The 2,326-nt window shown below is 64.1% G+C and carries 1 protein-coding gene; it reads left to right on the forward strand.

Annotated elements, in window-relative coordinates; all coding sequences use genetic code 11:
- Positions 1-339: 339 nt before the first annotated feature.
- Positions 340-2,112: a methyl-accepting chemotaxis protein gene (locus NKJ37_RS31855; protein WP_352776434.1), complete on the forward strand. Its 1,773-nt coding sequence runs from the start codon at positions 340-342 to the stop codon at positions 2,110-2,112.
- Positions 2,113-2,326: the final 214 nt, after the last annotated feature.

Genomic DNA, 2,326 nt, shown 5'->3' on the forward strand with positions numbered 1-2,326 from the left:
CAAGCCAAGGTCCGGGCGGCCGCCCGGACCTTGGCTCAATCGCTCTAATCCCACGAAATCTCTCTCGTGTAGATACAAGGTGGCCGCGCAGCGGACGGAGAGGGGATTTCGTCGGGCGCCATCTCCAAACGAAATGTATCGGAACCTTACCTGGCACGGCCGGCGCCGTTCCCCCGCTCCGTCTCGGCTCCGCCGAGCCACCTCTCCCCCACATTCGTGGGGCGAGGAACCCAAGCCTGCGAAGCCGCCCCGAAAACGCCGGTTTTCCCGTGTCTTTCCTTGCCAGGGCCGCGTTTCCCGTGGGAAGGGGCGTGGTATCTCAGGGCTTGGGGGCTTGGCATGACGAACATCGGGGCCGGGGGCGCTGCGCCCTCGCTTATCAGGGCATCGCTCAGCCGCACTGGCAAATGGGCAGGCAGCGTCGCCTTTATCGGGGGTGCCGTATCCGACATCCTCAATCCGCTGGCGCCGTTCGCCGCCTATATCGCGCTGATCGCCGCGGTGGCCGCAATCATCATCGCCATTGCCATCGTGCTCAGGCTGGTGCTGGCGGCCAGAGCGCTGCCGGCCTTGATCTTCGCCACAACAGCAGCGGCCGTCGCCGGCGGCGTCTACGGCCTGCAGCAGCAGACCAACGCCCAGAACGGGGTGATCGCCAGCCTGGTGCCGGCCATTGCCGGGCTGCAGCAGTCGATGGGCATCGTTACCGAAAAAGTGGCCAGGATCGAGCAGACCGTCACGCAGACGCAGAAGACGGTCGAACAGGTCAAGCAGTCGACCGACACGGTGGCCAAGAAGACCGATGAGATCGCTAACGCCCAGCAGCAGCAGACGCAGCAGACGGCGGAAGTGCAGAAGACCACCGACGAGGTGAAGAAGCAGACCGAGAAGCTGCAAGAAACGACTCAGCAGATCGCCGCCTCGATCGACACCATCGCCAGGGGCTTTGCCGCCCTTGCCGCGCAGGGTGGGGCGATCGCCGAGCCGAAGCGGCCGGACGAGTTCTACCACAATGCCCGTGTCTACGAGCTGTCCGGCGACATGCTCAATGCACGGCGCTCCTACCTCGCCTTTGCCGGCTTCGATGTCGACGCCATCGATCCCTATACGCGCTTTGCCACGCTGCTTCGGGTGCAGGACGGCAAGGCCGGCGCCCGCGAAGTGTTCGGCGCGCTTGCCGACAAGGGCAAGGCGCTGTCGATCAAGCTGGTGCATATCCAGCAGTTCGACGACGCCCAGCGCGTCGACAAGCTCAACGCCTTCATATCAGCCAATCCAGATTTCGCGCCGGCCTATTTCCTGTTGGCGCAGGAGTTTTCCGAAGACCGGCTCGGCGCCCAGACGCTGGCCGACAAGCGCAACGAGGCCAAGGCGCTGACCAAGTTCACGTCCTACGAGAAGGATGGCGGGCTGCTCACATATTTCGTCGACCAGACGCAGCTGGCCGACTGGCTGGACCGCAGCCGCAGCCGGCTGGCCGCACTCGGCGACGTGCTCGATCCCGCCCGCTTCGTGCCTTCGCTGACGCCGATGCGCTCGAACCAGGGCTGGTCGATGACCATCTCGCTGCCGGAGCCGGCGACCGCCATCTCGTGGCGCATGGGCGACAGCGGTCCGTTCACGGACACCGGTTTCCTGGCCATGAACGACCAGACCACCGGCAAGCCGATGGCCAATCCGAGCTTCGAGATGCCCGACAGCACCGTGGCCGGCATCATCGCGATCAAATATCTCGACATCAGGGGCCGCGAGACCGGCCCGTTCGACATCCGCTTCGACCCGGAGGCGGCACTCCAGCAGGGCAACAAGCAGATCCTCGACCAGTTCTGGACCTCGTGGATCGCCTTCGATGCCAGCGGCAATCACGGGCTGGTCTATTTCACCCAGATGCTGTCCTACCGCTGCGCCATCAAACAGGTGCACTACAGCCTGAACGGCGCGGCGCTCGACAAGGAGATCAAGATGCCGCGTTGCGACAAGAAGGACCCTTACGCCATCCCCTACGACTACCAGCCCTATTTCAAGGTCGCCGACAGCGTGAAATCGATGTCGGTGCAGGTCACCTACACCGACGGCACCAAGTCGCCGGTGCGGGAATACAAGCGGCAGTAGGAGGCGGCAGCGCCATTCCCCTCTCCGTCTCGGCTTCGCCGAGCCACCTCTCCCCACTTTCGTGGGGCGAGGAACCGCCAACTTCGACGGCCAGCCTTGCAGAATTTGGGTTCCTCGCCCCCGCAAAGCGGGGGAGAGCGACTATCTGGGGTGTCAAGTTGCAATTACGAACTCGTTGCGCGCATCGCGTGCTTTTGCATTGAGGATGACCAGG

The sequence above is a fragment of the Mesorhizobium sp. M0140 genome (genome assembly GCF_040322475.1).
In the GTDB taxonomy this organism is placed as follows: Bacteria; Pseudomonadota; Alphaproteobacteria; order Rhizobiales; family Rhizobiaceae; genus Mesorhizobium.